We start from the raw sequence: 23,625 nt of genomic DNA, 5'->3' as shown, positions 1-23,625 counted from the left end.
GTTGTGGCCGCGACCCGAGCGGCTCTTGTGTGATGGCTGAAAATCAGTCGGCGACGCGGCGGAAGGCGACGTCGTAGGCACGCCCTTCGCCAAAGCGCAGCGCGGTGACCGCGCCCGATGCGTCGCGTTCGAACTTGACGGTGATGCGGCCTGCGCCCGGCGCGGCTTCGCCGGTGAAGACGTCTGCATAGGCGGGGCTGAGCGGCGTGTTGTACCAGCGCGGGCCGCTATAGGTCAGCGTATTGCCCTGCTGCTTGAAGCTGAGGCAGGCGAAGGTGTCGACGCCGCAGAAACGGCCGACATAGGGCTTGGCGTCGAAGGCGGTGACGGCATCGACCTTGCGATAGGCGATCTTCTCGCCCTCGCGATGTTCCAGCGTCAGGCCGGTCTTGTCGAAGGCGAAGATATCCTCGCGCTGCGCCCAGCGGCCCGGACCCACCGGCGTCAGCACCCGGCCGTCGGCGCGCAGATTGCCCTTGTCGTCGCTGTCGAAGCGCACCGGGAAGCCGGTCATGCCGTCGGCATAGGTGCCCGAGGGCAGCGGCCCCTTGGGGGTATAGGCCTTGGCCTTGTAGGCAGGCAGGAAGATGTCGGCGACATCGCGGCCCAGCACCGGCGTATCGGCATTGCCGCTATTGCAGAGCAGCGACACGGCCAGCTTCTGCTGCGGATAGCGGGCCATCCAGGCGCGGTAGCCGCCGGTCGAACCGCTGTGGCTGACTTCCTGCTGGCCATGATGGTCGAGGTTCACCAGCGCCAGTGCATAGGCGATCGGCGTGCCGTCATTCAGCTTGGTCGGCGTCTGCATCTGCGCGGTGAAGCCGGTGCCGAACGTCTCGGCGTCAAGCGCCGCCTGCCACTTCACCAGATCGCCGACCGTCGTCAGCAGGCCGCCATTGCCATAGGCGTCCTCGATCACCTGGTCGTTGCGATAGACGCCATCGTCAAATTCATAGGCGCCGGTGCGGCCCGGCACGACATCGCCATGATCGTCGCGCCAGCGTGTGTGGGTCATGCCCAGCGGCTTGAAGATATGATCCTGGGTGAAGTCGGCGAGCGACTGGCCGCTGACCCGCGCGACGATGATGGCGAGCAGGTTATAGTTGCTGTTGCTGTAGAGATAATGGCTGCCGGGCGCGAAGTTCAGTTCCTTCTGGCGCGCGACGATGTTCAGCATGTCCTGATTGTCGGCGGTGCGGCTGTTGCGCGGCCAGCCCTCGATCGCGGCGACCGAACCCCAGTCGCGCAGGCCGCTGGTGTGGTGCAGCAGGTGGCGGATCGTGACCGGGGTGCCGTAATCGGGCATTTCCGGCACGACCTTGCGGATGTCATCGTCCAGCGACAGCTTGCCGGCATGCGCCAGCATCAGGGTCGCGGCGGCGGTGAACTGCTTGGAGTCCGATCCGGCCTCGAAAATGCTGTCCGGGGTGAGGGGGACGCCCAGTTCCAGGCTGGCCATGCCATAGGCGCGGGTGGCGATCGCCTGCCCATTGCGCGAGACGGCGACGGCGCAGCCGGGGGCGGTCTTGCTGTTCCAGCGCGCGAACAGCGCGTCGAGGCGGGCGAGCGACGCGGCATCAGCCGGGGCCGGGCTGGCCGATTGCGCCATGGCGGCAGCGGGCAGTGCCGCAGCCATGCAGATGAGCGCCCCCGCGAGCGAGGACCGAACGGTCGTCATATCAATGTTCCCCTTGTGCGCCCGAAGCGCTCTTGCCGCGCTGCGATCTGTTTTTTCCGGCGGCGCGTACGGCGGAAAATCCGTCGTCGTCCGTCTTTCCTGGCGAGTCCTAACCGGAGTCGCTGTCACGAACCTGACACAGAGAGGGGTGCGGCGGCCGATCTTGCAATCAACGGCAAGATAAGGGCTTTTTATTTGGTATTTGCATTCCTGCTGTGGATGCGTATCGCAATTTAATGTCGATCGAGGGTGCCTGCCGGGATCGGTAGGAGTGCTGTAATGCGTTTGTTGCTGGTGGAAGATGATGAGCGTCTGGCGCGGGGAATCATGGCCTCGCTGGAAGGCGCGGGCTTTGCCGTCGACATATTGACCAGCGGCGAGGATGCGCTGCGGCTGGCTGATCAGGAACCCTATAGCGCGATCATCCTGGACCTGGGCCTGCCCGATCTCGATGGCCTGGAAGTGCTGAGCCGGCTGCGTGCGCGCGGTGCGCGGACGCCGATCATCATCCTGACCGCTCGCGACATGATCGACGACCGGATCAATGGTCTGGATCGCGGCGCCGACGATTATATGGCCAAGCCGTTCGATCCGCGCGAACTGGAATCGCGGGTCCGCGCGCTGGTGCGGCGCAGCCAGGGCACGCTCGATCCGGTGCTGCGCATCGGCACGCTGAGCTTCGACCGGTCCAGCCGCACTGTCTATCTGGAAGGCAGCATGATCGACCTGCGCCGGCGCGAACTGGCGGTGCTGGAAACGCTGATGGGCCGGCCGGGCAAGGTGGTGGCCAAGGAAAGGCTGTCGGCCGAAGTGTTCAACTTCGACGATGCCGTCACGCCCAATGCACTGGAAGTCTATGTCGGCCGCCTGCGCCGCAAGTTGCAGCCGTCAGGCCCGTCGATCCGCACGATCCGCGGCCTGGGCTATATGATCGAAGCGGCCTGAGCGCCGGGCTGATCGACCGCCATACACATGCGCAGATTGTCTTCCTCGCTGCGGCTGCGCCTGACCGGGGCGGTGATGATGCCGCTGACGGCGCTGGTGCTGGTCTTTTCCGTCATCACCGCACTGGTCAATCACAATACCGAGGCGGACACGGTCGACCGGGTGCTGGTGGGGTCGGTCCGCACGCTCAGCCTTGCCTATAACAGCCCGCCCGCCGACCAGAAGCGGCTGGTGCCGCTGGTCATTCACCTGCTCCAGCGTCGCGCCCGGCCGGTGGTCCATTACAGCGTCTATCGCGGCGATACGCTGGTCGCCGGCGATCCCAGCCTGAAGCCGCCCGCCGACTATCGCGCGGACTGGGATGGCGTGACCGATCGCCATCCGCCCGCGACCTTCAAGAATGCCTATCGCAAGACGCCGCTGGTGCGCGGCTATCTCGATCCGGCGGACGCCCATTATGTTACCCAGGCGGCCTATCTGCGCAGCGGCACGCTGCACGGCAAGCCGGTGCGGATCGCGACCGAGATGCGCCGCGCCTATGGCGATGACAGGCTGATCGCGATCCAGATTGCCGACTATCTGGATGATCGGTCCGCCTATGAAAGGCTGTTCCTGCGCCAGGTGCTGCTGGTCGGCGTCGCGGTGCTGCTGGTCACCGGGCTGCTCTTCTGGTGGGCGATCCGCTGGGGACTGCGGCCGCTGTCGGACCTGACGGGGCAGGTGGAGGCCGCCCGGCGCGAGGCGTCGCCGGCTTTCCGCATGGAAATGGCGGACGCCACGCCGGTCGAGATCAAGCCGTTCGTCGCGGCCTTCAACGGGCTGATGGCGCGGCTGGAGCGGGCGACCAATTCGCTGCGGCAGTTCACCTCCAACGCCTCGCACCAGATGCGCACGCCGCTCGCCGTGGCGCGGGTCCATCTCGACGTGCTCGATCGCTATGGCGCGGCCTCGCCACAGGGCAAGGCGGCGTTGCAGGATATTCCCCACGCCATCGACAGCCTCGAACAATTGCTGCGCCAGTTGATCGCGCTCGCCCGCAGCGAGGAGGATGGCGACATGCGCATGGGGCCGTTCGACCTGTCCGAAGTCGCCGCGGACGTAATCGCCGATCGCGCCGCCCAGGCGCCGGCCGATATCGAGATCGGCTATGACAAGGCGATGGTCGGTCCGGCCATGGCGGTCGGCCAGCCGGGGCTGGCGGCGGAGCTGATCGGCAATCTGCTCGACAATGCGATCCGCTACAACCGGCCGGGCGGCACGGTGACCGTCCATCTCTATCGCCGCGAGGGGCAGGCGATGGTCGACATCGACGATGATGGTCCGGGCATTCCTGAGGCGCAGCGCGAAAAGGTGTGGGACCGTTTCTATCGCATGCCGGGCAACAGCGCGACGCCGGGCACCGGCCTTGGCCTGCCGATCGCCCGCGCGCTCGCCGACCGGATGGGCGCGCAGATCAGCCTCGCCGACGGACGGACCGGCCGGGGGCTGTGCGTCACCATCGCGTTTCGCGCCGAATAGCGCCGCCGAACAGAAAAGCCTGTCCCGGCGACAGGTTCATGTCAGCCCGACCGGCTATCCCCGACACAAAGTTACAAAGGGGAAGTCCGTTGATGCTGTCCAAGATTCTTCGCCGCCGCGCAGTGCGCAGCCTGTCGCTGGCCGGCGCCGCGCTGATGCTGACCGCGCCGATCGTGGCCCATGCCGAGGAAGAGGAAAGCGGTGGCCAGCTGTCGACCAGCCGCGTGCCGACCAGCCCGATCGCCGGTGATTTCAGCTTCGCGGCGGTGGGCGACCTCATCTATCTGCGTCCGATGCTGGCGACGATCGAGCAGCAGTCGCCCGACATGCTGCGCATCCTGCGCGGTGCGGATGTGACCTTCGGCAATTTCGAGACGACCGCGCTCGACCTCAAGACCTTCAAGGGCTCGCCCCAGGCGGAGTCGGGTGGCACCTGGATGCTGGCCGATCCCGCCGTTCCGGCTGATGTGGCGAAGATGGGCATCGACATTGTCGGCCATGCCAACAACCACGCCACCGACTGGGGCGTGGAGGGGCTGTATGACACGCTGGCGCTGCTCGACGGCGCGCATATCGTCCATGCCGGCACCGGCCGTTCGATGACCGCAGCCCGCGCCCCGGCCTATTATGACGGGCCGCATGGCCGTGTCGGACTGGTGTCGGCCACCACCAGCTTCACGCCGATGTCGCCGGCCTCCGATCCGCTGGGCCAGGTGCCCGGCCGTGGCGGCGCCAACGCCATCCGCAGCGTCGAGGTCGGTCTGGTGTCCGACACCGATCTGGCGACGATCGCGCGGCTGGCGGGCACCAAGGCGGGCGCGCCGGTCAAGATGAAGGGCCGCGAATATCGGGCGACGACAACCCCGACCGCACCGATGACGATCGAATATGATCTCAACGCCAGGGATGTCGCCGCCAACATGCTGGCCGTGCGCCAGGCCAAGCAGAATGGTAATTTCGCCGTCTTCTCGCTGCACAATCATGAGCCCGGCAATGCCAGCCAGACGCCCGCCAATTTCGCCCAGGGTCTGGCGCATCAGGCGATCGATGCCGGCGCGGACGCCTATGTCGGCCATGGCCCGCACCAGCTGCGCGGGATCGAGATCTACAAGGGCAAGCCGATCTTCTATTCGCTCGGCAACTTTGCGATGATGAACAACAGCCTGGATGACCTGCCGGCCGACATGTACGACCAGTTCGGCATCACGCCGGGCAGCGTGACCGCGCCCGAATTGTTACAGGCGCGCGGGGCGAAGGAATTTGGCGATCCCAACCTCTATGAAACGGTGATCGCGGTCAGCCATTACAAGGATGGCCAGTTGAGCGAAATTCGCCTCTATCCCGTTGACCTGGGCGTCAATGCGACGGGCGCGGGCAAGGGCGTGCCGCACCTGGCCGATGCCACCACCGGCGCGCGCATCCTGGAACGGCTGCAGCGCCTGTCCGCGCCGTTCGGCACGAAGATCGAGACGGTCAAGGGCGTCGGCGTGATCCGCGTGGCGGCGACCCGCCCCTGATCTAATGCCGGCTTCAGGGGCGCGGGACGGCGCCCCTGAAGCCGGCCAGTCCTATTCCGCGCTGTCCAGCGCGAAGAGGTCGAGCCGTTCGGCCAGCGCGGCATCGTCGAGATGTTGCGGGTTGGCGGCGCGCATCTGGGTGCGGGCGTGGGGCTTGATGCGGACGGCTTCGGCGCTGGCATTGTCGCCATGGCGGAACACGTCGATCACGCTGTCGAGATTTTCATAGACGACCGCGCGCTTTTCCGATGGCGCAGCGATCACCACCTGCAGCCCGATATCGTCGTAAAATTCGAGCAGGGTGCGCTGGTTGGGGCCGTCCATCTTGCTGAACGCCTCGTCGAACACGGCAAGGCCCAGGCCCAGTTCCGCCCGCTCATATTGCCGGCGCGCGCCATGATAGATGCTGGCCAGCGCCGCGCCGATCACCACATAATAGGGCACCTGCCGCTCCGCGCCGCTCGCCGTCCCCTTGCGCTTGTCATAGCTGGTGGTGCGGCCCTTGTTCACATCCTCCATGCGCAGGTCGAAGGTGAAATAGTTGCGATAATCCTGATAGGCGGAGAAATCGAGGGACTCGTCGCTCAGCAGCCGTTCGACCTCCGCCAGTGCCTGGGCATGTTCGGCGTCGCGCGGGGCGGCCCGGCCAAAGAGGGCGTCGAAGGTCAGTTCGTCATGCTCGCTCTCGCGCGCCAGCCGGTGGAGCGCGGCAAACTCCTCCTTGGGACGGGCGTGGAGCGTGTAGATCTCGCCGTGAAGCGGCCGCATCCGCAGCGCGCGGGTGAGGTTGTCCAGCTCCGAACGCAGATCGTTGAAGCGGGCGTTCAGCTCATGGATGAAGGCGGTGCGGAACAGCTGGCCGATCTGCTCGGCGGCTTCGTCGGCCTGGCGCCGATACTGGATCAGCTCATTTTCCTCCAGCGCCGCGATATTGGCGGCGAGCCAGGGCTTCACTTCGGTCGCGATCGCGCCGGGCAGGGCAATGGGCGCGCTATTGTCGAAATCGGCGCGGTAATGGCCCAGCGTCTCGCGAATTTCGCCCTGCAACGCCTGATAGGCGTCGCGGGCCTCGTCCGCGCGCTTCATCATCTCCTGCACCAGCCGGGTCAGGGGGCGTCCGCGCTGCTGGCGATAGGCCTCGCGCAGGATCGAGAGGCTGGCCGATGAGCGCACCCGATCCTTGAACAGGGCGCGCCGCGAGCGCAGGCAGAGCCAGGAGCCGGGCTGGGCATCGCCCGCATCCAGCCGCCGCTGGATTTCGATCCTGGCCTGGCCAAGCTGGCCGCGCCGGCCGATCAGTTCTTCCTTTTCCTCGGTGGCGCTGCGCAGTTGCAGCTTCACCTTGTCCAGATTGTGCTGGATTGCCGGATCGACCGTCATCGCGATCTTGTCGAGCCGGTGCTGCAATTCGGAGCGGCTTTCCTCATGCTGGTCGATCGCGGCGACCAGCAGGTCGAGCCGGTCGGCCGGATCGACATCGGCCATCAGCGGCAGCAGCTTGCGATGAATATCGTCATGGAACCGCTCGGTTTCGGCATGGACGGCGATCAGCGCCTGCCGATCCTCGATCCGGGCGAGCAGTTCGGCCTCCATCAGCGGGGCTGCGGCCCGGCCGATCTTGAGGTCGCGGGTGCGCAGCACCTCGACCACGATGCCGCTATTATAGGCGCCATCGCGCATGATCGCGCGGCCGCCCGCCAGCAATTCCGCCTGGGTGCCGGCGAGCCGCACCTGGCCGGTGCGGAAGCGCAGGAAGGCGATCGCCAATGGGTCGTCGCTGGCAAAGACGGTGGCGAGGGAATCGGTGTCGAAGCCGGGCGGCTGTTCGGCGAGGCGGCGGCTGTTGATGACCCGGCATCCGCGGAAGCCGTCACGGTTGGCGCGCACGATCTCAACCGCGCGGGACGCATGTTCGGGATCGACCAGGATCGCCTCGCGGTCGCGCCCAAGCAGGGCCTCGGCAGCTTCGCGCCATTGCGGATCGACGATTTCGGCCACCTGACAGAGCGTGCGCGGGCGCATATTCTCCCGCTCCAGCGCGCCCATCAGGCGGATGGTGCGATCATCCAGGCTCACCTGGCCGGCGCGCGCCTTGTCGCGGCGCGCGACCAGATCGGCCAGCTCGTCCTGCAGGCCGCGCCGCTGGGCGATCGCCTGGTCGCGTCGTTCCTGGATCTTGGCGATGCTATCGATGGCGCTGCGGCGGGCGCTGGCGATCAGGTCCTCCATCGCCAGCGGATCTCGCGGCCATGTTGGCGGCTCCAGCCCGTCGCTGTGCTGCCGCAGCGCCTCCAGCGCCTGGAACAGGGCGCCGAGCTTCAGGGGCGCGAGCCGCTCGCGATGGTCGAGCAGGCTGGCGCCGAGCGCGGCCGCACGGAAACGGGCTTCGAGCCGTTGCACCACGCCGGTGCGGGCCAGGTCCACGGCCTTGAGTTCGCTCGCGACCACGGCACGCTTGCCGGCGGCGCCCTCCGCCACGGACTGGGCGAGCAGGCTGTCCTGCCGATCGCCCAGTGCCGCGATCTCCGCATCGCAGCGGCCGATATCCTGCTGGATGTCATCCAGTTCCGCCAGCGTGTCGCGCCGTTCGCGCAGATTGGCGATCAGCGCGGCGCCCGCCTCGATCATGGCGGCGAGGCGGGCGGTGCCGCGGGCGACATCCTCCCGTTCCAGCAAGGTGACGAAGCGGGATACGAGTTCGGCCAGCGCCCGCAGCGCGTCGAGCCGCCGTTCCAGCTCATGCACATCCTTCTGGATGTCGCGATAGCGCTGGATGCCCTCGCGCAGCTCGCCGATGTCGATGTCGTTCCGGGCGAGCAGGAAATTATGCACGAAGCCCTCGACCGAGCGCATGTCCTCGAACGACAGGGCCATGACGAAGGCGCGGATGAAGCGATCCGGATCGCTGTGGCGCCGGCCGGTGAACAGCTGGCGCATATATTCGCGGATATGGTTGCGCGGGCCGTCGGGGCGAATGAGCTGGGTGCCGGCCGCTGCGCAGGCCTGCTCCAGCCGTTCGCGCACCAGGCTCCAGGGCGCCGAGCGCTGCTGCCCGCTATCCAGATGCTCGATCAGCAGGTCGGTATCCACCCGCACGCCGGGCGCGATATAGCGGCCGACCACCTGTGCATCCTCGATCGCGGATGCCTCGACGCACAGGCCCACGCTCACCGGCGGGCGCACACCATCGGGGTCGTCGAACGTCAGCACGATGTGGGTGACGGATTCCTGGCGCAGAAATTCATGTTCGTTGAGCTGGCCGAGGCAATAGCCGCGCAGCGTGCGTTCCGACTTGCGGCTGCCGGTTTCGCCGGCGGAACGATTGAACTGATACCAGCGCCGCGAGCCGCCGGTCATCACCGCCTGGATGAGGTCGATCAGCGTCGATTTGCCGGAGCGGTTCTGGCCCAGCACGGCGGTGTCGCCGCCGACGGCCAGGTCCTCGCGACCGAACAGATGCCATTGCACCAGTGCGATATGGGCAAGCTGCATCATGCGACCTCCTCCTCGTCGGCATCATCCAGATCGATGACGGGCTCCTCCGTCTCGCTTTCCTGATAGTCGCCGCCGGCCAGCAATTGTTCGAGATGGGCCATGAACTCCTCGCCCGCGACGGTCGCGATCAGCGCGCGGATGGTGATCGGCATGTCCTCCAGCTCTTCGTCGATGTCGCCCATATGGACGATCGCCCGGCGGTCGAGCGCGGTGACCAGCGCCTTGAACTCGTTGATGCCCAGCGTCGCGCGGCGGGCGCGGGCGACCATGTCCTGATAGGCGTCATAGGCGGCGTTGAGCGTCACCATCACGCTGCCATAGCGTTCGACATCGCCTTCCTGGATGCCCTCTTCCCACAATCGGCGGAACAGCAGCAGCACCAGCGTCTCGTCGATCCGCATGCGCGGATGGCCGATCTGTTCGGTATCGGGCAGGATGCCGGCCCAGCCTTCGCTTTCGCGCACCACCAGCCGATAGCCCGCAACTTCGAAATAATCCGCCACCAGCCGCTCGACCTCGGGGCGGAGCAGGACTTCGAGCAGGGCCGATGAACCGCGATCCTGCACATGCAGGAACTGATGGCGCAGCAACTGGCTGATCGCCTGGGTCACGCGGTGCATCCGGCGCGGATCGCGCGCCTCCAGGGTCTGAAATTCACTGAGCATCTTGTATCTCTGGGGTCACGGCATCGCCGATGCGCGAGACGGTGAAGCCCGCGCAGTGCAGCCAGTCATTGTCGATGGTCGATCCGGTATCGACCGAGAAGCGGAAATGGGGCGCCAGATGGTTGGCGATGGCATTGCCCCGGCCGTCGGCATCAGCGGCCAGCACGGACAGGCGCAGGGCTTCGAGCGTCAGGAAATCATCGACCGTCTCGATCGCGAAGCGGCTGGCCTCGCCCGATCCGAAGGGCGCCACGCGCCGTTCGAGGAATCGACTGACCTGTTCGGGCGTGACGGCAAGGCGGGCCAGATAGTCCCGGTCCAGCCGTTTGCGCCATTCGCGCAGGGGATCGGGCGGCGGCAGGACCAGCAGGCCGCCCGAAACCGTCGAACGATAGGTGCGCGGCCGCGCGAGCAGGGCGGGGGACCAATAGGACCGGCGCGGTTCCAGCAGGCCGGACATGGACGGCGCCATATCCTGCCCATCCGTGCGCGCGAGCAGCCGGTCGAGTTGCAGCAGCATCGGCTCGCTGCGCTGGAGAAAGCTGTTGCCGCGCCGTCCGGCATAGCGGACGGTGTTGCGCAGCCGCGTCTCCAGCCGGCTGCGATGCTGCTGGATGCGCTCGAAAGCCTCCTCTATCTGGTCGAACACGCGCCGCACCTTGTGCAGATCGTCATAGACCAGATCGCGGGCGGCGGACGGATCGGGCGCCAGCCGGGCCTCATGATAGGCTTCGGCGATGGCGGCGACGTCGGCGATCGAATCCTCGATCGCGTCCAGCGCGGTGAAGATGCGATGGCGGAAGCGATAGGGGTGGGAGGTGGTCGAGATGGCCGCATAATCCTGCAGCAGCAGCTTCTCGACGAAATCCTCGAAATAATGGCGCAGCCGGCGGCCCACGCTGTCGCTTTCCACCACCCGCTTGTCGATGTCGCGCAGCGCGCTCAGCACGCTGCGCAGATAGCGGCCGAAGCTGGCGGCATCGCGCGCCGCCTTGTGCAGGCCGGGGGCATTTTCCCGCGCATTGCGCTGCAGCGCTTCCAGCTCGTTCTTCACCTGGATGACAAGGCCGCCAAGCTGGTCGGACAGGCCTTCGCGCAGGCTGCAGAGAAATTCGGCCAGACGCATGGCGCCGGCGGACATGTCGACCGTGACCTTCAGGCCATAGCGGCTTTCCTCGATCCAGCCGGTTGCCTGCAGCCGGTTGTAGATGTGCCGGGCGCGCATCATCGCCGCGCTGGTCGCCTGTGCGTCGGCGGCTTCCAGCTTGTGCCGGCGCACGCGGCGGCCCGGTCGCGCGGCCAGCTTGTCCAGCACCACCGGGCTTTCATCCTCGCGCCACAGCTCCGCATTGTCGCCCAGCAGCGTATAGATCAGCTGGACGACCTCACCCTGGGTCGGGAAATGCAGGTCGGAACGGTAGAAGCCTTCATAGAGGCCGATCAGCACGCGCTCGTAGAGAAAGCGGTTCGACCCGGCGAACAGCGCGAAGATATCGGAATGGAGTTGGCCGAACAGCATCAGGCGGCACCACGCGCGGCCGGACGGGACGCGCGATCCGGCGTAGCCGCGACGATGGAGACATCGCCGGTGCGCTGAGGGGCAGACAGGGACGGATGACGGGCAGGCTGGCGCATTGTCCTCGGCAATGCCGGAGAAGCGCCTCCAAGGGCCGGGCGCAGCGTTGCGCACGACCATAGACAGGGGCTCGTCCGGCAAAAATATGGGTTCGGGCGGCGCAGATGCCATGTTCGGGCGAGCCGGGCAAGCCGATGCCGGAATTGCAGAAAAGGGAGCGCGGTTGACGTATAACTTGTAAATTATGCCGCCAATCCAAGCCCGTTTTCTGTAATTTCATATGTAAATATTGGGTATGTCGAGAAAGGCAGGCGATCATTTTGCGAACAGAACAGGCAAAGGCCTCTTAACCATTGTAAAATGCTTCCATGGCTTAATAATGCGATGGATGAGGCAGGGTTGCTCAAGGGTTTGAACCGTCCCGCGCGCGCGGGCAGCATGGACGCGTCCTGCGCCATGTCCGCCTATTTGCCTGCGGCTTTGCTGCTGCTGGCGGGGCTGGTCGGGCTGGCGGCCGCCTGGATCATGAGCGGCAGCGGCTCGGGACGCTATCTGGTGATCGCGCCCTGGGGTGCGTCGCGGGCCGAGGCGATCAACCTGGTGCGGGCGGCCGACGGGGGGCTGGTCGGCATGGGGCGCCTGTCCAACATCATCATTGCCGGGTCGAACCGGCCGGATTTCGCGGCGGCGTTGCGCAGGGCGGGGGCCTGGGGCGTGATCGCGACGCCGTCGCGGATCGAATGCGGCGAACCATTGCCGGGGGGGCAGGCATCATGATTATCGAGCTGGACAAGCTGCGTTTCCATTTCGGCCGCTTCCTCGTGCCGCTCTTCTGGGCGCATGTGCCGTTGCTGGCGACGGTGGCCCTGCTCACGGGCCATTCGCCGATCGCGGCGGCGCTGGGCGGCACATTGCTGGCGGGGGCCTATCATCTGACCTGGTGGCGGCAGGGGATTGCCCCTGCGACCCGCTATCTGTCCGCCGTCGCACTGATGGGCGAGCCGGCGATCCTGCTGTTCCTGCTGCGCGGCCATGCCTGGCAGATGGACATGCACATGTATTTCTTCGCCATGCTGGCGCTGACCATCGCCTGGTGCGACAAGCGGGCCATCCTGGCGGCGGCGACGGCGACGGCGCTGCATCATCTGCTGCTGCTCTATCTGCTGCCCTATGCGGTGTTTCCGGGGCAGGGTAATCTGGAACGGGTGCTGCTGCATGCCGGCATCGTTGCCTTCCAGACGGCAGTGCTGGTCTGGCTGAGCGACAAGCTGGTCGAGAGTTTTCAGCGCAACCAGAAGATGGGCGAGGAGATATTGGCCAAGAATCAGGCGCTGGAGGCGCGGACCCGCGAGGCGGAGGAGGCCAATCGCGCGAAGAGCCTGTTCCTGGCCAATATGAGCCATGAAATCCGCACGCCGATGAATGCCATATTGGGCTTCTGCCATCTGGTCGCCCGGACCGACCTCGACCCCAAGCAGCAGGATTATATCGGCAAGATCAACCAGGCTGGCGTGTCGCTGCTGCGGCTGATCAACGACATCCTCGATTTCTCGAAGAATGAAGCGGGCAAGCTGACGCTGGAGGCGCATCCCTTCACCCTGCGCAGCGCGATCGAGAACCAGATCCAACTGGTCGCGGCCAATGCCGAGGCAAAGCAGGTCAGGGTTGTCTCGCGGGTCGACGCCGATGTGCCCGAGCGGCTGATAGGCGACGAAATGCGCTTCTGTCAGGTCGTGCTCAACCTGATGAGCAATGCCGTCAAATTTTCCGAGGAAGGCACCGTCACCATCGGCCTGTCGGCGTCCGAGCAGAATGGCCGGGTGCGGCTGAAGCTGACGGTGCGCGACACCGGCATCGGCATGACGCCCGAGCAGCAGAAATCGCTGTTCCATTCCTTCACCCAGGCGGACAGTTCGACCACGCGGCGGTTCGGTGGCACCGGCCTTGGCCTCGCCATCTGCCGTCAGATCGTGGAGCAGATGGGCGGTGACATCGCGGTCGAGAGCGCACCCGGCCAGGGCAGCAGCTTCATCTGCCACATGCTGATGGATGCGGACGACCGGGCGATGGGGCTGGAAATGCCGATGTCGGCGCATGTCCGCCGGCTGCGCGTGCTGGCCGCCGACGACAATCCGGCGTCGCGCCAGATCATCCATGACGTCTTTGCCGGCTGGGGCATGGCGGTGGATCTGGTGGCGTCGGGTGGCGAGGCGATCGCCGCGATCGAACATGCCGACGAACGGGGCGAGCCCTATGACCTGGCCCTGCTCGACTGGAAGATGCCCGGCCTGGACGGGATGGAGACGGTCGATGCGCTGCGTGCCACGGCGCTGCGCCATCCCCAGCCCAAGGCATTGATCATCACCGCCTATGGCGCGGACGATCTGTTGCAGGGTGTCGATACCGACAAGGTTGCCGCCTTCCTGACCAAGCCGGTCGTGCCCAAGATATTGCTGGATACGATCACCGAGATTTTCGCCGAGGAACATGCGCCCGTCGTCCATGTCGCCGCGCCGGCCACGCCCGCCCTGCCGATGGTGGCCGAAGCGCTGCGCGGGCTGCGCGTGCTGCTGGTCGAGGATAATGAGATCAACCGCGAGATTGCGGCCGAACTGCTGGACGATGCCGGGTTGAAGGTGGATTTCGCGGAAAATGGCCGCATCGCCTGCGACATGGTGCGCGAGAAGGGGGCGGGTTATGCCGCCGTGCTGATGGACGTGCAGATGCCCGAAATGGACGGCATCAGCGCCACCCGGATCATCCGCGAGCAGTGGAGCGCCGAGGATCTGCCGATCATCGCCATGACCGCCCATGCCTATGAGGAGGAAAAGCAGCGCTGCAAGGCTGCGGGCATGAACGATCATATCGCCAAGCCGGTCGAGCCGCCGGTGCTGGTCAGGGTGCTGGATCGCTGGCTGAAGGCGGGACGAGTGACCACGCCGCTGCCGTCGCCGGTCGTGCCGACGGTTGCCAGTTCGTCGCTGCCCGATCGGCTGCCGCCCTTCGACCTGCCCGCCGCACTGGCGCGGGTCAATGGCAAGACCGGGCTGCTGCGCAAGCTGATCGTCACCTTCGGTGACAGCTATGACCATGTCGGCCGGGATTTGCGGGCGCATTTGGCGGCAGGGTTGCTGCCCGATGCGCGGCGCCTGGCCCATAGCCTGAAGGGCGTGGCCGGATCGCTGGAACTGCCCGGCGTCCAGCAGATCGCGTCGGACATCGAACGGATGCTGGCGGCGGGCGAAACCGGGCCGGCGCTGGCCGCGGTCGTCGATCTGGAGGTGGCGATAGCACCAGCGATCGCCGCTGCGCGCAGCCTGACGGGGGGCGCGGAGGCATCGGACGTCGCGATCGTCACCGACCAGGATGATGGCGCGGTCGAACAGGCGCGCACCGAATTGCGCGGGCTGATCGCGCGCCGGAGCCTGAGCGCCCGCGCCGGGTTCGAGCGGCTGGCCCAGGCGATGGGGCTGACGGCCGATCAGCGCGCTGGCCATCCGGTTCAGCGGGCGCTGGAGCAACTGGATTATGAAACTGCCCTCGCGCTGATCGATGCCGATGCGCCGGGCGCGGGCACAGCAGGCCGGTCGATCGATCCGGCAGGAGCGACATCATGAGCAAGGCCACCATCCTGATCGTCGATGACGAGATTTCGAATATCGAAATCATGAACGCCGTGCTGGAGGATGATTATGAGATCTGCTTCGCCACGTCGGGCCAGCAGGCGCTGGACATTGCGCGCACGGTGCAGCCCGACCTGATCCTGCTGGATGTGCTGATGCCGGGCATCGACGGGTTCGAAGTCTGTCGCCAGATCAAGGCGGACATCATGCTGGTCGACATACCGATCATCTTCACCACCGGGCTTGGCGATACGGAAGATGAGATGCGCGGCCTGTCGCTGGGCGCGATCGACTATGTGACCAAGCCGATCCAGCCGGCGATATTGCGCGCGCGGGTCGGCAACCATGTCGAACTCAAGCGCCTGCGCGATCAGCTCGCGACGCTGGCCGTCACCGATGCGCTGACGGGCCTGAGCAATCGTCGCCACATGGAACGGTCGCTGCAGGCGGAAAGCGCGCGCTTGACCCGGACCGGGGAATGGATGTCGGTCATCATGCTCGACATCGATTTCTTCAAGCAGTTCAACGATACCTATGGACATCCCGCCGGGGATCGCTGCATCGCGATGGTCGGTGCCGCGCTGACCCGTGCAGTCAAGCGCGCGACCGACCTGCCGGCGCGCTATGGCGGCGAGGAGTTCGCCTGCATCCTGCCCGGCGCGGACCCCCAGGGGGCAGAACTGGTTGCGCAGGAAATCCGGCTGCAGATCCAGTCGCTCAACATTCCCCATGCCCAGTCGCAGGTCAGCCCCTTCATCACCGTCAGCATCGGCGTCGCCAGTGCCCGTTGCCATGCCGACCTGCCCGCCGAGCTGTGGATGGCGGAAGCCGATCGCCAGCTTTACGCCAGCAAGCAGCGCGGCCGCGATTGCATCACGACCATCCAGTTCGACGCGCAGACCTGCCATGGCTATTCCCTGGCAGCCAATGAATAGGCGCTGTCAGGCGCGCATGACCGGGTTCAGAGGCGCCTGATCAGAAGATGACCGTGACCAGTATCGTGTCCGAATAGCTGCCGGGCGGGACATTCTGCCCGGCCGGGATACGGCCATATACCGTCGTGGTCTGGTCCAGGTTCAGCAGCGCGATGAAATTGCTGGTCACCGTCTGCGATCCGCCGGTCCCATCGCCCCAGACCTGGTTGCGCGCATTGCTGGTGTAGAGATTATAGGCGAGCGTCGAGCCGCCACTGGTCAGGACGCGCGGCGCATAGGTGGACGATGTCCCTTTGCTGAGCTGGATCGTGTAACTGCCGCCCAGCGCGACCACCAGCGAGCAGCGCACGCGCACCGTTCCCGATGAATCATTATCCCCGCTGGCGACCGGGTTGTAATTGCCGAAGCTCAGGCCGCTTGCCGATACGGTACAGGTGCACAGGGCCAGGGGATCGCACGCCGCCTGCGCGGGGGGCGCCATGATCAGGGCCGCCAGCGCGACCGCAACGGCGTAGAGGGCATGGCCAGTGCGCATCCTCATCCTCCTTATGGCACGCATGTCAGCGGCCCGATCACTGGTAGCATTTCGTCCGGCACGGCGTCGACCCGAACATGGCAGGGGCCGTCCCCCGTATCGACGGTCAGCATCATGCCGGGGTGAAGGCTGCGGATGAAGACGGCACCATCATTGCCGACGAAGGATCTTTCATCTTCCGCGGTGACGCTGGCGCCGATTTCCGCCGGCGCGCCGTCCGGCATCACGATGCGCAATGTCGCCGGATGCTCCCGGACCGCGACGAAACGCGCGCTGACGGCGCCACGGTAGCGCGGCACCACCCTGATCTGGTCATTGGGCATCCGGATGTCGATCGGCACGTCCGCCGCCGCGATGCTGAGGCGATTGATTTCATAGGGGCGCAGGTCGGGAATGACGGCCATGCCATGGGCGTCGGTCCGCGCGACCAGGCGGTTTTCCTGATAGATGCGCACATCGGCCTGGCCGGGCACGCGCACCACGGCAAAGCCGCTTTCCACCCGGCGGGTCGGGAACAGCGCGCCATCGGCCAGCAACAGGCCGCCCTGGCCGGTGACACGCCAGCCGGTTTGTCCGCCGGCACGGTCCACCTGCGCGGTCATCTCCGCCGCATTGCCGCGCCACAGAATCTCGCCCTGCTGTTGCGCGTTGCTGCCGGTCGAAATCGCCGCCCGATAGCCCCAGCCTCCGCTTTGCGGCGGGGTGCTGCGCATTTCCGCCCGCACGCCACCCCGGTCGGCCTGGAGATAGGCGCTGCTGCGCGGGCCGAAGGGGATGGTCAGGTTGAAGCCGATGCTGTTTTCATGGCCGCTTTCCGAAAAGCGACTGCGGATCGCGTAGGCGCTGACAAAGGCCTTGTCGCGCAGGGACAGGCTGTAATTGCCCGACAGGACGCGGGCGGACTGGCTGTCGGCATAGGTCAGGCTGGTATAGGATGCGCCGATCGTGCCCATGGTGCCCAGGCTCCATCCGGCAGAGCCTTGCACCTGTTCCACGATCCGCTCGCTGTCGCGCTCCACGCCGATTTCGCGATAGCGGTTCGACGCCCGCTGGTAACTGAGAGCGACGTTCCAGGTCGGCGCGTTGCGGGCAAAGGCTGCCCGATACAACAGGCCCTCACCGGCCTGGCTCGTCGATCCCGCTGCCGCCAGGCTGATCTCGCCGATCGGAACGATGATCATGTTGACGCCGCCGCCGGCCATGGTGACGTCGGCGCTGGCTTCGGCCCGTCCCTCGATCGTCAGCCGGTCGGTCAGGCCGCGGCGATAGGTGCCGGCCAGGAAGGGATTGTCATAGCCGAAGCTGCGCAGCCCATAGCCGCGCCGTTCGGCTCCTGCCTCCATCGACCAGGACGCCAGGCCCGCGCGCAGCAGGTGGGAACTCACATAGTAGCTGGACGTGACGTGCCGCTCCACACCCAGCGGATCGCGGATCACCAGCGTCACCTGGCCGGCACCCGTGACTAGCGGCACCTGGTTGATGGAGAAGGGCCCCTGGCCGACGTCGGTCTGGAAGCGTTGGGTGCCGTTCACCAGCAGTTCCACGTTCGACGGCACGGCGGCGCTGCCGGCAAGGGACGGGGTCGGAAAGGTCAGGAGGCTTGGCTGCAGGGCGAACTCGGTGCCGAAGCGCACGCCGCCAAAGCGGATCTGCCGCGTCCAGTCGCGCGCGTCCGTCACGCCATCGCCGATGACGAGGCGCGTCAGGTTGATCGGATCGTCACGCAGATAATAGCTGTCCAGCCGGGTCGCCCGGCCATAGACCGTGCCGTTGCCCAGCAGCATGCTGTTCGACACCACGCCCCAGTCATCGGACAGCCCCGCCTCCACGAAGGCGCCCAGGCGCGCCTTGCCGGCATATTCGGCCGAAATGTCATAGTTGAGGAAGGCGGCGAGCATATTGTCGCTGGGCGCGGCGACGGTGCTGGCGGGCGCAACGCTGGTCGCTTCGAAGGCTTCGGGCGACACCGTCAGCAACAAGGCCTGATTGGGCTCGTCGAAGGCGGCCGCGACGCCGCCGAGCGCGGATAGCGCGACAAAGGCGTCGCCATCGATCATCATTGCCGTGCCGGTCGGCGGGCGCATCCGCCAGGCGGCCAGATCCTTCACGCGCACCAGGAATGCGCCGGCGCGCCGCGCAAGCAGATAGTCGCCTGGCAACAGCCGGCCGTTGAGTGTGACCGAGGCCAGCATCATTGTGGGCGCCGTCGCGTCTGCCGTCGTCGCAACCGCGCCTGTCGTCGGCGCGCTGTCTTGCGCGCTGGCAATGCCGCAACTGGCCACGACGCAGGGCAGGACAAGAAGGGTGCTAGCGCGTCCCACCGGCATGGGATGCCGACTGGAGGACGAGCTCTGCGGTCAGGCTGCGCTGGCCGGTGGCCGCCTCCAGCGTCAGCTTCTCTCCGCCGCGCACCGGCCGTTGCATGTCGAACAGGAAGCTGCGTGTCGCGCCGGGAAGGATGTAGATCGATTCCTGCCTCGTCGCCAATGCGGTGCCGTCGGCCCGCTTCAGGTCGAGGCGATTGAGGTGGACGTGCGCGCTGCCTTCATTGCGTGCGGTCAGCGTCAGCTGCCTGTCATTGGTGGCGGTCAGCTGCCACGCCAGGGATGCCTGCGCACCGGGCGCGGTCACGAAGATGGGGATGCTGACGCGCAGCAATGTGCGGATCTCGCCAGCGGCGGTCGGGCGATCGGTCGGGATTTCCTCCAGGAAGACGCGATAGCTTTTCTCGGTCGGTGAGGCGGCCGTGCGCAGGCCGAAGCGCGCAATCTGCTGCCCGCCTGCGGCTATTTCGAACAGCGGCGGATTGGCCAGGATGTCGCGTGTTTCCTCGAACAGATCCTGCCCATTATCCTGCCGCCATGCCACGACCCGCACCTGCATGCGGGCCGGCGCATCGCCGCTATTTTCGATCGTCATCGTCTCGACCGGGGTCTTGTCGTCAAGCGCGACCAGGACCGGATAGATTTTCAGCGTCGCGGCCCAGGCGGTGGCGGGCTGCGCCAGGGCGAGCAGGGCCGCCGCCGCGCATCGTGCGAACATCTTGGGCATGGCTGCCTCGCTCCGGATCGATCAATAGACGACGTTGACGGTGATGGTGTCGCTATAGGAACCGATCGGGACATTCTGGCCGGCCGTGATCCGGCCATAGACGGTCAGGGCATTGGTGCCGACCGGCGCCGTCGCGGCGGCGGTGTCGGTTGCAGGTGTGTTGCCCCAGTTCGTCGTGTGCGCCGAATCCTGATACAGCGCATAGCTCAGCAGATTGCTTCCGCTCGACATCTTGCGCGTGGTCACGGTCGCGCCCGATGCAGTGCCCGCGGTCAGGCCGACCGTGTAGGTGGTGCCGACCGTGCAGAGAACCGACAGGGTGGAGGTGGCGTCGGTCGGTCCGGTTGCGGTCGGGTCATAATTGCCGAACGCCAGCGCCGTCGCCGACACGACGCAGGCCTTGATCACGGTTGCGGTAACCGGGAAGGTCGTGGTGGTGGTGGCTGCCTGGGCCGTGCCTGCAAGACCCGTCAGCAGGGCCGCGGCTGCGAGGGATGCGGCCAGTTTGAAACGAAACATGTGTCCTCCAACACCTCAAGCTTTGATGGAGGGAGTATCGTCAATGTCGGTTAATAACGCGCTTTTGGGCAAAAGGCGGCTTTACCAATATTTTGCGTAAATCGCGTTCGTCGCAAGACAAGGGAGCGGTCCCTCAGAACTCATAGGACAGGATGTCGTCCTGCCGGCTGTGATCCATATTGCCGCTGCGAAGGGAGGCGACAGTTCCGTTGTCGCTGGACGATTTCACCATGCGATAATGATATTGTCCACAATTTCCAGCAGCCTGGTCGCTGGAAATGCGGCAGGGCTGCACGACCACCGCGCCGACCAGCAGCGAGCCATGCGCGGCCTGCTGCGCAGGCGCAGCAGTGCCGATGGCCATCGATCCTGCAATCAGGAGGGTGCGGCCGGAATGGCGCAACATGCAAATAACCCCGTTCATCGCGCCCTCCTAACGGATCGAAGCGGCAACTGACAGCGATTCCTGACCGGCGGCCGAAGGGCAGACGATGCGTCGAATAGGGAATCTATGCATAGTCTATGAAGGGGGGACGCTGACGGCGGGGCGCCGTGGGGCGTCAAAGCGGCTCCGACCGGTCGATCCTGCCGCTGTCGAGCAGGGGCGCGGCGTCGATCGAATCTGCGTCCATCAGCATCGCCAGCCTTTCCGTCGCGGCAAGGATCATGGCCTGTTCCCAGGTGGGGAGGGCGTCGAAGCGATCGGTGAAGCGCTTCTGCAGCGGGTCGGGGGCATCGGCCAGGGCATCACGACCGGCGGGCAGCAGGGTCAGGTGGATCTGGCGCTTGTCGCGCTCGCCGCGCTGGCGCTGGACGAAGCCGAGCGCGACCAGCCGGTCGACGATCGCGGTGATCGTCGCCTGGCTGAATTGCAGCGCCTGCGCCACGGCGGAGGGGGTGACGGACAGGCGCGCGTCGATTTCCCGCAGCACCAGCAATTGCGACGGCGTGAGCCCGGTCGTCGTCGCCAGCTGACGGCTGCCGATTTCGGTCGCGCGCAGGACGCGGCGCAGCGCGCGCAGGGTCAGGGAGGCGATTTCGGAATCCATGGGAAGGCGCATAGCGCGAAGTCCCGCAAAGCGCCAACGGGGCCAAAAGTTCCTCATCATATACTTCATCATATGAAATATAATTTCGGCTTTGGGGTTGAAGGTGGCGTCGATGATCGGCATATAACCGCCCGTCTCGCCGGAGAATCTGCTTCTCCGAGTAAAATATAATTCGGGAGATGAACAATCTTCGATTCCCAAGCTACAGCGGCTGCTTCGCCGCCACGGGCTTCTGCGCGCTCTCGATCGGGCGAGGGGCAGGATATCGTCTTACGCAAGCCCGTCGCCACGGATGGGCCAGCCATCAGCGGATTGATTGCGGCCTGTCCGCCGCTTGATCCCAATTCGGCCTATTGCAACCTGCTGCAATGCACGGACTTTGCCGACAGCTGCATCGTCGCCGAGCGCGGCGGTGGGGTGGTCGGCTGGGTATCGGGCTATCGCCCGCCGGCAGCGCCCGAGAATTTCTTCGTCTGGCAGGTCGCGGTGTCGTCCGCCGCGCGTGGCCAGCGCCTTGCCGGGCGCATGATCGAGGCGCTGCTGGCCCGGCCCGCGCAGGCCGGCGTCACCCATCTGACGACGACCATCACCGACGATAATCGCGCCTCCTGGGCCCTGTTCCAGGGGCTGGCGCGGCGGTGGGGCGTTCGGATCGAAAAGACCGCCCGCTTTGAAGAACAGGCCCATTTTGCCGGCGCCCGCGCCACCGAATGGCAGGCGCGCATCGGCCCGTTGCCGACCCCGGCACAGAGTTGAGAGAGATTGAAAAGCATGACCGTCACGACCCAGCCCAAACCCACCAGCGCCATGCCCGACACGGCCATTTATGAGCGACGCGAGTCCGCCGTGCGCAGCTATGCCCGCGCCATGCCGCGCCAGTTCAACCGTGCGGAAGGCGTGTGGATGCACGACAATCAGGGCGGCCGCTATCTCGACTTCCTGTCGGGTTGCTCCACGCTCAATTATGGCCACAATCACCCGGTCCTGAAGGCCGCGCTGGTCGACTATATCGCCGGCGACGGTATCACCCATGGCCTCGACCTGCACACCGATGCCAAGGCCGACTTCCTTGCCACGCTGGAGGATGTGATCCTGCGTCCCCGCGGGCTTGATTATCGCGCCATGTTCACCGGGCCGACCGGCACCAATGCGGTCGAGGCCGCGATCAAGCTGGCGCGCAAGATCACGGGTCGCGAACTGGTGATCGCCTTCACCAACGGTTTCCACGGCATGACGCTGGGCGCGCTCGCCTGCACCGGCAATGCCGCCAAGCGCGGCGGCGCGGGCGTGCCGCTGAGCCATGTCGCCCATGAACCCTATGACGGCTATCATGGTCCCGATGTCGATACCGCCGACCTGCTGGAGCGGCGCCTGTCCGATCCGTCGAGCGGCCTCGACGCGCCGGCCGCCATCCTGGTGGAGACAGTGCAGGGCGAAGGTGGCCTCAATGCCGCCTCGCCGCAATGGCTGCGCCGGATCGCCGAGATCGCCAGGCGCCATGGCGCGCTGATGATCGTCGACGACATCCAGGCCGGCTGTGGCCGTACCGGCAATTTCTTCAGCTTCGAAGGCATGGGCTTCACCCCCGACATCGTCACCATGGCGAAGTCGCTGTCGGGCATGGGCCTGCCCTTTGCGCTCACCCTGTTCCGTCCGGAACTGGATCAATGGGCGCCGGGCGAACATAATGGCACCTTCCGGGGCAATAACCATGCCTTCGTCACCGCCACCGCCGCGCTGCGCCATTTCTGGGGCGATGCGCAGTTCGAACAGGATATCGCCCGTCGCGGCGCGCTGCTGGAACGGCGGCTGGACGCGATGGCGGCCGAACATGGCCTGTCGACGCGCGGCCGCGGCATGATGCGCGGCATCGACGTCGGATCGGGCGAAGTCGCTCAGACCATCACCGCCGCCTGCTTTGCGCAGGGGCTCATCATCGAAACCAGCGGCGCGCATGACGAGATCGTCAAAGTGCTGGCGCCCCTCGTGATCGAGGACGCCGTGCTGTCGGCCGGGCTCGACATTCTCGAGGAGAGCATCCGGTCCGCGCTGACCGTCACCTATGGCGTCGCCGCAGAATAAGAGGAGATTTCAGACATGATCGTTCGCAAGCTTCAGGACATCCGCAAGTCCGACCGCAATGTGAAGTCCAAGGGCTGGGAAAGTGCCCGCCTTCTGCTGAAGGACGACAATATGGGCTTTTCCTTCCACGTCACCACCATGTACGCGGGCGAGGAATTGCACATGCACTACCAGAACCATCTGGAGGCGGTGCTCGTGCTCAAGGGCACCGGCACGATCGAGGATCTGGGCACCGGCATCACCCATCAGCTGGCGCCCGGCGTCATGTATGCGCTCAATGCCCATGACCAGCATATCGTGCGGCCGGAAACCGACATATTGTGCGCCTGCACCTTCAATCCGCCGGTCACCGGTAAGGAAGTGCATGACGAGAATGGCGCCTATCCCGCCGATATCAGCGCCGCGCGCGAGCCTGCGCTGGCCGACTGATGCGTGAC

Annotated in this window: 19 protein-coding genes; 9 read left to right on the top strand and 10 right to left on the bottom strand. The window is 66.0% G+C overall.

Translation table 11 applies throughout. From position 1 onward, the window contains the following. Positions 1-43 precede the first annotated feature (43 nt). Positions 44-1,678, bottom strand: a complete 1,635-nt coding sequence (locus U0025_RS15445) for a serine hydrolase domain-containing protein (protein WP_004208321.1) — start codon at positions 1,676-1,678, stop codon at positions 44-46. A gap of 279 nt (positions 1,679-1,957) precedes the next feature. Here U0025_RS15445 and U0025_RS15440 point away from each other — a divergent pair, with 279 nt between their 5' ends. From U0025_RS15440 to U0025_RS15430, 3 genes are all read left to right on the top strand, one after another. Further along, a complete protein-coding gene (locus U0025_RS15440) occupies positions 1,958-2,623 on the top strand; it encodes a response regulator (RefSeq protein WP_004208320.1) in 666 nt (221 codons plus the stop codon). 27 nt (positions 2,624-2,650) lie between these two features. Then, positions 2,651-4,141, top strand: a complete 1,491-nt coding sequence (locus U0025_RS15435) for a sensor histidine kinase (protein WP_004208319.1) — start codon at positions 2,651-2,653, stop codon at positions 4,139-4,141. 92 nt (positions 4,142-4,233) lie between these two features. Further along, the gene (locus U0025_RS15430) at positions 4,234-5,658 is read left to right on the top strand and encodes a CapA family protein (RefSeq protein ID WP_004208318.1); all 1,425 of its coding nucleotides are present in this window, start codon (positions 4,234-4,236) and stop codon (positions 5,656-5,658) included. A gap of 51 nt (positions 5,659-5,709) precedes the next feature. Here U0025_RS15430 and U0025_RS15425 read toward each other — a convergent pair whose 3' ends face one another. From U0025_RS15425 to U0025_RS15415, 3 genes are read right to left on the bottom strand one after another with little or no spacing between them, the layout of a single operon-like run. Continuing rightward, positions 5,710-9,153, bottom strand: coding sequence for an SbcC/MukB-like Walker B domain-containing protein (locus U0025_RS15425; RefSeq protein WP_004208317.1), 3,444 nt, complete (start codon positions 9,151-9,153; stop codon positions 5,710-5,712). Further along, positions 9,150-9,818, bottom strand: a complete 669-nt coding sequence (locus tag U0025_RS15420; protein WP_004208316.1) for a DUF4194 domain-containing protein — start codon at positions 9,816-9,818, stop codon at positions 9,150-9,152. Before U0025_RS15420 ends, U0025_RS15425 begins: the two co-directional genes overlap by 4 nt. Continuing rightward, a complete protein-coding gene (locus U0025_RS15415) occupies positions 9,808-11,337 on the bottom strand; it encodes a Wadjet anti-phage system protein JetA family protein (RefSeq protein WP_004208314.1) in 1,530 nt (509 codons plus the stop codon). The genes U0025_RS15420 and U0025_RS15415 overlap by 11 nt, the downstream gene beginning before the upstream one ends. Positions 11,338-11,793: 456 nt before the next feature. On the opposite strand from U0025_RS15415, the gene U0025_RS15410 reads away from it, so the two are divergent. The 3 genes from U0025_RS15410 to U0025_RS15400 are packed head-to-tail and all read left to right on the top strand — an operon-like array spanning position 11,794 to position 15,952. Next, positions 11,794-12,171, top strand: coding sequence for a hypothetical protein (locus U0025_RS15410; protein WP_004208313.1), 378 nt, complete (start codon positions 11,794-11,796; stop codon positions 12,169-12,171). Next, positions 12,168-15,011 carry a response regulator gene (locus U0025_RS15405; RefSeq protein WP_004208312.1) on the top strand — a complete coding sequence of 948 codons (2,844 nt, stop codon included), beginning with the start codon at positions 12,168-12,170 and terminating at the stop codon, positions 15,009-15,011. Before U0025_RS15410 ends, U0025_RS15405 begins: the two co-directional genes overlap by 4 nt. Next, positions 15,008-15,952: a diguanylate cyclase gene (locus U0025_RS15400; RefSeq protein WP_004208311.1), complete on the top strand. Its 945-nt coding sequence runs from the start codon at positions 15,008-15,010 to the stop codon at positions 15,950-15,952. Before U0025_RS15405 ends, U0025_RS15400 begins: the two co-directional genes overlap by 4 nt. Before the next feature lie 40 nt (positions 15,953-15,992). On the opposite strand, the gene U0025_RS15395 is transcribed toward U0025_RS15400, so the two are convergent. The 6 genes from U0025_RS15395 to U0025_RS15370 form a co-directional block, all read right to left on the bottom strand. Further along, a complete protein-coding gene (locus U0025_RS15395) occupies positions 15,993-16,487 on the bottom strand; it encodes a Csu type fimbrial protein (RefSeq protein ID WP_004208310.1) in 495 nt (164 codons plus the stop codon). 11 nt (positions 16,488-16,498) lie between these two features. Further along, positions 16,499-18,682 carry a fimbria/pilus outer membrane usher protein gene (locus U0025_RS15390; RefSeq protein WP_037491712.1) on the bottom strand — a complete coding sequence of 728 codons (2,184 nt, stop codon included), beginning with the start codon at positions 18,680-18,682 and terminating at the stop codon, positions 16,499-16,501. Positions 18,683-18,794: 112 nt separating this feature from the next. Continuing rightward, positions 18,795-19,538: a fimbrial biogenesis chaperone gene (locus tag U0025_RS15385; protein ID WP_004208308.1), complete on the bottom strand. Its 744-nt coding sequence runs from the start codon at positions 19,536-19,538 to the stop codon at positions 18,795-18,797. A 21-nt stretch (positions 19,539-19,559) separates the two neighbouring features. Continuing rightward, entirely contained in the window at positions 19,560-20,057 is a 498-nt protein-coding gene (locus U0025_RS15380) for a Csu type fimbrial protein (protein ID WP_004208307.1), read from the bottom strand. 133 nt (positions 20,058-20,190) lie between these two features. Then, positions 20,191-20,481, bottom strand: a complete 291-nt coding sequence (locus U0025_RS15375; RefSeq protein WP_004208306.1) for a hypothetical protein — start codon at positions 20,479-20,481, stop codon at positions 20,191-20,193. A 136-nt stretch (positions 20,482-20,617) separates the two neighbouring features. Further along, positions 20,618-21,106 (bottom strand): MarR family winged helix-turn-helix transcriptional regulator, encoded by a 489-nt coding sequence (locus U0025_RS15370; protein ID WP_174320747.1) that lies wholly within the window; start codon positions 21,104-21,106, stop codon positions 20,618-20,620. A 264-nt stretch (positions 21,107-21,370) separates the two neighbouring features. Between U0025_RS15370 and ectA the strand changes: the two genes are divergently transcribed. The 3 genes from ectA to U0025_RS15355 are packed head-to-tail and all read left to right on the top strand — an operon-like array spanning position 21,371 to position 23,617. Next, on the top strand, positions 21,371-21,862 hold the full coding sequence (ectA, locus tag U0025_RS15365; RefSeq protein WP_072893792.1) for a diaminobutyrate acetyltransferase: 492 nt from the start codon (positions 21,371-21,373) through the stop codon (positions 21,860-21,862). A 15-nt stretch (positions 21,863-21,877) separates the two neighbouring features. Continuing rightward, entirely contained in the window at positions 21,878-23,188 is a 1,311-nt protein-coding gene (ectB, locus tag U0025_RS15360) for a diaminobutyrate--2-oxoglutarate transaminase (RefSeq protein WP_004208302.1), read from the top strand. Between the two features lie 15 nt (positions 23,189-23,203). Beyond that, positions 23,204-23,617 carry an ectoine synthase gene (locus U0025_RS15355; RefSeq protein WP_004208301.1) on the top strand — a complete coding sequence of 138 codons (414 nt, stop codon included), beginning with the start codon at positions 23,204-23,206 and terminating at the stop codon, positions 23,615-23,617. Positions 23,618-23,625: the final 8 nt, after the last annotated feature.

Origin of the sequence: Sphingobium yanoikuyae (assembly GCF_034424525.1) — a bacterium.
GTDB classification, from domain to species: domain Bacteria; phylum Pseudomonadota; class Alphaproteobacteria; order Sphingomonadales; family Sphingomonadaceae; genus Sphingobium; species Sphingobium yanoikuyae.
This window is presented reverse-complemented; position numbering and strand designations above follow the sequence as displayed.